The sequence below is a fragment of the Microbacterium sp. genome, assembly GCF_049650565.1.
Classification (GTDB): Bacteria; Actinomycetota; Actinomycetes; order Actinomycetales; family Microbacteriaceae; genus Microbacterium.
Genome location: NZ_JBASAK010000011.1, coordinates 25,419 through 32,173, shown reverse-complemented (window position 1 = coordinate 32,173; position 6,755 = coordinate 25,419). Strand labels below are relative to the sequence as shown.

At 69.0% G+C, this 6,755-nt stretch carries 5 protein-coding genes and 1 rRNA gene; 5 read left to right on the top strand and 1 reads right to left on the bottom strand.

All coding sequences use genetic code 11. The features are described 5' to 3' along the window. The first annotated feature begins 6 nt into the window (after window positions 1-6). The 3 genes from rrf to WA967_RS01790 all read left to right on the top strand — a co-directional run bounded on the left by rrf (window position 7) and on the right by WA967_RS01790 (window position 2,825). A 5S ribosomal RNA gene (gene rrf / locus WA967_RS01800) occupies window positions 7-123 on the top strand. A 317-nt stretch (window positions 124-440) separates the two neighbouring features. Next, complete coding sequence (locus WA967_RS01795; RefSeq protein WP_285638350.1) at window positions 441-728, top strand: HU family DNA-binding protein; 288 nt, start codon at window positions 441-443, stop codon at window positions 726-728. Window positions 729-797: 69 nt separating this feature from the next. After that, window positions 798-2,825 carry a cytochrome c oxidase assembly protein gene (locus tag WA967_RS01790; protein WP_424419190.1) on the top strand — a complete coding sequence of 676 codons (2,028 nt, stop codon included), beginning with the start codon at window positions 798-800 and terminating at the stop codon, window positions 2,823-2,825. A 15-nt stretch (window positions 2,826-2,840) separates the two neighbouring features. Here WA967_RS01790 and WA967_RS01785 read toward each other — a convergent pair whose 3' ends face one another. Then, on the bottom strand, window positions 2,841-3,914 hold the full coding sequence (locus WA967_RS01785) for a hypothetical protein (protein ID WP_424419189.1): 1,074 nt from the start codon (window positions 3,912-3,914) through the stop codon (window positions 2,841-2,843). A gap of 78 nt (window positions 3,915-3,992) precedes the next feature. On the opposite strand from WA967_RS01785, the gene WA967_RS01780 reads away from it, so the two are divergent. Beyond that, the gene (locus WA967_RS01780) at window positions 3,993-5,381 is read left to right on the top strand and encodes an ATP-dependent DNA helicase (protein WP_424419188.1); all 1,389 of its coding nucleotides are present in this window, start codon (window positions 3,993-3,995) and stop codon (window positions 5,379-5,381) included. A gap of 63 nt (window positions 5,382-5,444) precedes the next feature. Beyond that, entirely contained in the window at window positions 5,445-6,731 is a 1,287-nt protein-coding gene (locus tag WA967_RS01775; protein WP_424419187.1) for a serine hydrolase domain-containing protein, read from the top strand. Window positions 6,732-6,755: the final 24 nt, after the last annotated feature.

Genomic DNA, 6,755 nt, shown 5'->3' with positions numbered 1-6,755 from the left:
TAGTGTTTCGGCGGCCATAGCGTGAGGGAAACGCCCGGTCACATTCCGAACCCGGAAGCTAAGCCTCACAGCGCCGATGGTACTGCAGGGGGGACCCTGTGGGAGAGTAGGACACCGCCGGACTTCTTCTGTGAAAGAGCCACCCATCGATGGGTGGCTCTTTTGCGTTAACCGTTGTGCGCGCGGTGCGGGAACACGACACGGGGCTGCCGGGCGGATGCGCCGGCGTCTGCCATCCCTTCGCGAGGCCTCGCGTGGCGCGATGCGGACGTGACTGGTGGGGCTCAAGTGAGTGAGAACGCTGAGAAACACGCCAAAACCCGCGAAATGACGCGGTTTTCTCGGCTGTGGTTGGTACATTCAAGGCGGTCGTTCGACCGACGGGGGAACCTCCCCCGCACTCAACACGATGCGACGGACCGTCGTCGCTGGAGGATGACATGGCTGACAAGTCCATCACCAAGACCGAGCTCGTCGCGAGCATCGCTTCCGCAACCGGCGAGAGCCAGGCCACCGTTTCGCGCGTCCTGGACTCGCTCTTCGGCACCGTCTCCGACGCCGTTGCCAAGGGCAGCAAGGTCTCGATCCCCGGCTGGATCTCTTTCGAGCAGGTGGCCACCGCCGCCCGCACCGGCCGCAACCCGCAGACCGGCGCCGAGATCAAGATCCCCGCTGGCAAGCGCGTCAAGGTGACCGCCGGTTCCAAGCTGAAGGCTGCTGTCAAGTAAGACCGCACAGCGCACAGGAAGGTCGTCCCCGCGGGGGCGGCCTTCCTGCGTCCCGCGTAGGCTGGAGGGGTGAAGTCATACCGCCTCGCGGGCCTCGCGATCCTGATCGCCAGCGCAGCCGCCGGGCTGCTGGTGGCCCTCGTCGTGGGCGGGGGCGCCATCCCGCCCAAGCTCCTCGACCCGGGTCCCGTGGTCATGTGGGGGCTCCCCGCAGTCAAGATGGTCGCCAACCTGGCCGGTGCGACCATGCTCGGCTCCCTGGTGCTGGCATTGTTCGGCCTGCGCAGCGGGGAGCGGCATTTCGACATCGCCCTGGACACGGCATCCGTCGGCGCCGCCGTCTTCACCGTGACCTCGGCGATCGCGGCGGGCATGACCCTGCTGGCGGCATTCAACCCCAGACTCTCTGCCGACAGCTCGTTCGGCGAGCAACTGGGCATGTTCCTACTCACCCTGCCGCTGGGCCAGGCCTGGCTGATCACCGTGCTGATGGGCGCCGTGATCACGCTGCTGGCCTTCGGCTGGCGCAGCTGGACGGGCACGCTCATCACGGCCGTGCTCGCCGCGGCATCGTTCCTCCCGTTGGCCACCCAGGGTCACTCCGGTGACGTCGCCGGCCACACGATCGCCGTCAACGCCATCCTGCTGCACACCGTCGGCGCGGCGGTCTGGATCGGCGGGCTTCTGCTGCTGATCGTCCTGCGCGGATCGGACGTCGCGAAGAAGCCGGGTAGGACCGGCACACCGGGCGGAGGGGCGAAGAAGGCTGCACTCGACCTGCCCCTGCTGGTGAGCCGGTACTCCACCCTGGCCCTGGCAGCCTTCGTGGTCGTGGCCATCTCGGGTGTCGCGCGCACCGTGGTCGCGCTCGGCTCCTGGAGCGAGCTGCTCGCTCCCTACGGGCTGATCGTGATCGGCAAGGCTATTCTGCTTGTGGGTCTCGGGCTGTTCGGCGCCTGGTACCGCCGCCGCATCATCCCGGCACTCGACGGGGAGAACGAGAAGCGCTCGTTCTGGACGCTGATCCTCGGCGAGCTCATGCTGATGGGGCTGGCATCCGGAGCGGCAGCAGCGCTGGCCCGGACGCCCCCGCCGGTCGGTGAGATCCCGCCGGTCAACCCGGCCGCGGCACAGCGGCTCACCGACTCCCCGCTGCCGCTCGAGCTCACGCTGGACCGCTGGTTCACCGCGTACGACCTGGACATCCTGTGGCTGGTCGCCGTCGGCTTCGGCGTGGTCTTCTACGTCGTGGGCGTGCTGCGGCTGCGCCGTCGCGGCGACGTATGGCCGATCCACCGCACGATCTTCTGGCTCCTAGGGCTCCTGCTGCTGGCCTGGGTGACCTCCGGGCCGCTCAACGAGTACCAGGAGTACCTGTTCAGCGTGCACATGGCCGAGCACATGATCCTCACCATGGCCATCCCGCTGCTGCTGGTGAGCGGCGCTCCCATCACCCTGGCGCTGCGCGCCATCCACAAGCGCGACGACGGCACGCGCGGCGGCCGCGAGTGGATCATGTGGGCGGTGCACACCCCGTTCTCGCGCGTGATCACGCATCCGATCGTCGCCGCAGCCATCTTCATCGTCTCGCTGTGGGCCTTCTACTTCACCGACCTGCTGCGCTGGTCGATGTACGACCACCTCGGTCACGAGTGGATGATCATCCACTTCCTCATCTCGGGCTACCTGTTCGTGATGTCGCTGATCGGCATCGACCCCATCCCGTACCGCCTGCCGCACGCGGGCCGGCTGATCACCCTCATCGCGGTGATGGCCATGCACTCGTTCTTCGGCATGGCGATCATGATGCAGAACGGCCTGTTCGTCGCGGAGTGGTTCGGGTCGATGGGCCGCACCTGGGGGCCGTCTCCGCTGGACGATCAGTACATCGGCGGTGGCATCGCGTGGTCGGTGGGCGAGATCCCCACGCTGATCCTGGCGATCATCGTGGGCATCCAGTGGTCCCGATCGGATGACAAGCTGCAGCGCCGCCGAGATCGAGCGGCCGACCGCGACGGCGACGCCGAGCTGGAGGAGTACAACGCCAGGCTCGCGAAGCTGGCCGAGGAGGACCGACAGACCGAGTCCGCGCACTGACGTCTGTGCAGCAGGTCAGTCCGTATCGACGTCCGGCGACCCGACGCGGATGGATGCCGTGCCGTCGGGCTGAATGGTGATCGTGCCGTCCACCTGAAACGGCACGTCCTCCGACACCTTGCGCACCGAGCCGTCGAAGACCGACTTGATCGACACCTCGATGTGGGCCATGGCGTTCGCCGGTGGGATCCGCCAGTTCGCGCCGGCCGGCTCGATGGTCACCACGGGCTGCTGCGCGATCGACCACTTCGGCAGCGTGCCGTCGGCGATGCGGTTCTGCACCTCGAGCCCGAACGGGCACGCCGTGGGCAGCAGCACCTCCTGCGTGGCGCACGCGGTGAGGAACTCATCGACCTTCTGCTGCACGAGGGCGCTGAACTTCTTCGTCGGCTGCGCCTGCACGTCGACCGGGGTGCGCGCCAGCGCCTCGTCGGCCAGTACCCGCACGCCGGGGGTGGCGGAGACGGCGGTGTCCACGCTCACCGAGTACACCCCGGGTGTGAACACCAGCAGGTGCAGCGGATCCAGCGGCTTGGCATCGGCGCCCTGAGGCGAGACCTGGCCGCGCTGCAGGGCGAAACCGTTCACGGTGAACGAGTCCGAGCCGCGGACGGTCAACTCGATCTCGGCGAGCGGGCTGCGCTCGAACCGCCAGTTCGGCACCACGCCGACCCAGCCGTCCTGCACGACGCGGAACGTCGTGGTGCCGCGAACCCCTCCGGCGTGATACTCCGCCTTGACGCTGTACTCGTCGCTGCTGCGCTTCTCCGAGGCGATCGAATAGTCGGTCAGCGGGGCCAGCGCAGCAGCGCGCAGCAGCGCCTCGGATGCTGTCGCGTCGATGCCGGTGTCCTTCGCCGTGGCCAGGTCGAGCGAGACTCCGGGCACCCGCAGCGCGTCGGCCGCGCGGCCGGCGGAGAGCAGATCGAGGTAGCGCTGCACGAAGGCGGACGGGCTGTACAGCTGCTGGTACAGCGACATGCCGCCGGCGCCGAGAGCGGCGACCAGCAGCACTCCGACCAGGCCGAGGATGGTCAGGTCGGAGCGGAGCGTGGACCGCCGCCGTGACACCGCCCGCCCCTGCATCATGCGGACAAGTCTAGGGATCGGGACTGGGACGGCGCCGAGCGGCGGCACCGCGGCGCGAGTCCGCTTAACATGGGGTGCGTGCCCGTGACCCTCTCCGATGAACAGCAGGCGCTGTTCCGCCTGATCGAGGACACCGACGAGCACGTGTTCATCACGGGTCGCGCCGGCACCGGCAAGTCCACGCTGCTGCAGCACTTCGCCTGGAACACCCAGAAGCAGATCGCGATCTGCGCGCCCACGGGCGTCGCCGCGCTGAACGTGGAGGGTCAGACCATCCACTCGCTGTTCCGGCTGCCGATCGGGCTCATCGCCGACAGCGAGATCGAGCAGTCGGATGCCACACGGCGCATCCTGGGCGCCATCCAGACGCTGGTGATCGACGAGATCTCGATGGTCAACGCCGACCTGATGGACGCCATCGACCGCTCGCTGCGGCAGGCCCGGGGCAAGCGCGGGCTGCCGTTCGGCGGCGTGCAGGTGGTCATGTTCGGCGACCCGTACCAGCTGGCCCCCGTGCCGCCCCGGGGCGACGAGCTGCGCTATATCCAGGATCATTACCGCTCCTTCTGGTTCTTCGACGCGAAGGTGTGGACCGGGGGCCTGGCGGGGGAGAGCGGCGGGATGCTGGATCTCGGCTCCCACGGCGCCCGGCTGCACGTGCACGAACTGGTGCACATCCACCGGCAGTCCGACGACGGGTTCAAGGCCATGCTCAACGCCGTGCGCTACGGGCGCGTCACCAAGGACATCGCCGACGCGCTCAATGCACAGGGCGCCCGCAAGCCCCCGGAGCCCGAGCCGGGCGAGGTTCCCGTCATCACCCTCGCCACGCGCAATGACATCGTGAACAGCATCAACAGCCGGCACCTGGCCGCGCTTCCGGGGCGCGAGCAGACCGCGCACGCCGAGGTGAACGGGGACTTCGGGCGCGGTACGGCCAATTACCCGGCCGATGCCGAGCTGAAGCTGAAGGTCGGCGCGCAGGTGATGTTCCTGCGCAACGACGTGAACATGCAGGGCGAGCCCCCGCGCTGGGTGAACGGCTCGATCGGCACGGTCACCCGAATCCTCGGCGGCACCGTGCGCGTGGACATCGACGGCGACGAGTTCGATGTGGAGCCGGCCGTGTGGGAGCGGCTGCGCTACGCATACAACCCCGGCACGAAGACGCTCTCGCGGGAGGTGGTGGCGGAGTTCACGCAGTTCCCGTTGCGGCTGGCCTGGGCGGTCACGATCCACAAGTCGCAGGGCAAGACCTACGACCAGGCCGTCATCGATCTGGGTTCCGGGGCGTTCGCCCCCGGGCAGACGTACGTCGCGCTGTCGAGGCTCACTGCGCTGGACGGGCTCTATCTGACGCGACCGCTGCGGCCGTCCGACATCCGCGTCGACGAGGACGTGCGGCGGTTCATGCGCGAGGCCTGGGAGGCCCGGCAGGCCGAGAAGGCGCAGGTCGCGGAGGGCTGAGCCGGAAGGTTCTCAGCATCCGCACTCTAGACTCGGAGGGTCCGCCTCAGGGAGAGTCGATTCATGCATCTTCGTTCGTCGCGCCGCCTGCGCGCCGCCGTCGTCGGCGCGACCGCGCTGATCGTTGCCCTCACCGGCTGCACGTCATCCGCCCCCGAGTTCACGTACGACCCTCCCCAGCAGGTGAGCGGTCAGCTTCCCGACGATCTGACCGGGCAGCTGCAGGCCGCCGTCGAGCAGGCCATGACGGCCACCGGATCCTCCGGCGCCATCGTGGGCGTCTGGGTGCCGTGGAGCGGCGAGTGGGTCACCGGCCTCGGCACGCAGGCCAAGGGCGATGAGACCAAGGTCACCAAGGACATGTCCTTCCGCATCGCGGACGTGACGCGGTTGATGACCTGCGACGTGCTGTACGGCATGGCCGACGACGGCAAGGTGAAGCTGGACGCGCCCGTCACGAAGTACGTCTCGGGGGTCGCCGATCTCAGCGACATCACGCTGCTCGACCTGTGCAACGGCACCAGCGGCGTGGGCTCGTCCGAGGCAGCGGTCAAGCCGTACCTGCTGAACGCGCCCGACCGCGTGTGGGCGCCGCTGCAGCTGGCGAGCTTCGGCCTGGGCCAGCAGCGCGGCCCCGCGCACACCGCGTACCGTGATTCGGATGCCGGGTACCTGATGCTGGGGATGGCGCTGGAGCGCGTCTCCGGCGAGTCCGCGGCGCAGCTGATCAGCCAGTACGTGACGACCCCGCTGGGCCTGACGTCCACGTCGCTGCCCGGTGCCGCCGGCGCCGTTCCCAAGCCCGCTCCGGCGCTGAAGGGCGCCTACCTGCCGGTCGCCGAGGGCGGCGGCTACGACTGCGCCAAGCCCGTCGACATCACCGAGAGCTCTTCGAGCATCGGCTACACGGACTCCGGCGTGGTCTCCACGATCGACGATCTCGGCCGGTACGCGCAGGCCGAGGCTCGTCAGGCGCTGCGCGCCAAGGACGCCAAGCCCGCGCGCTTCGCATCGCCACTGCCCGCAGCAGCCGGTGCCCCGGCCTGGTACCAGGCCACCGGCGGCGCGTACCTGGTCGGCTCGATGATCGGGCAGCATGGGTGGGTGCCCGGCTACGCGACGGCGGCGTACTCCGACCCGGCGACGGGGTTCACCGTGGCCGTCACGCTCAACGATTCGAGCGCGGGCAGCGGCCCGGCCGCGTACCTGGCGTGGGAGCTCGCGGCGATCGCGTCGAAGGCGCCGGCCGCCCAGGGGCAGACCGCGCCGCAGTTCGGCCTGCCGTTCACGGCCGAGCAGTACGCGAAGCAGATCGCGGATGCTGCGATCTGCCAGGCACCCGCGCAGTGACGCCCGCCGCGTGAAAGGATAGAG

Bases quoted from the DNA above. Each gene is read 5' to 3' on its own strand.
- WA967_RS01775 (WP_424419187.1), top strand. From the start codon at position 5,445: ATGCATCTTCGTTCGTCGCGCCGCCTGCGCGCCGCCGTCGTCGGCGCG.
- WA967_RS01795 (WP_285638350.1), top strand. From the start codon at position 441: ATGGCTGACAAGTCCATCACCAAGACCGAGCTCGTCGCGAGCATCGCT.
- WA967_RS01785 (WP_424419189.1), bottom strand. From the start codon at position 3,914: ATGATGCAGGGGCGGGCGGTGTCACGGCGGCGGTCCACGCTCCGCTCC.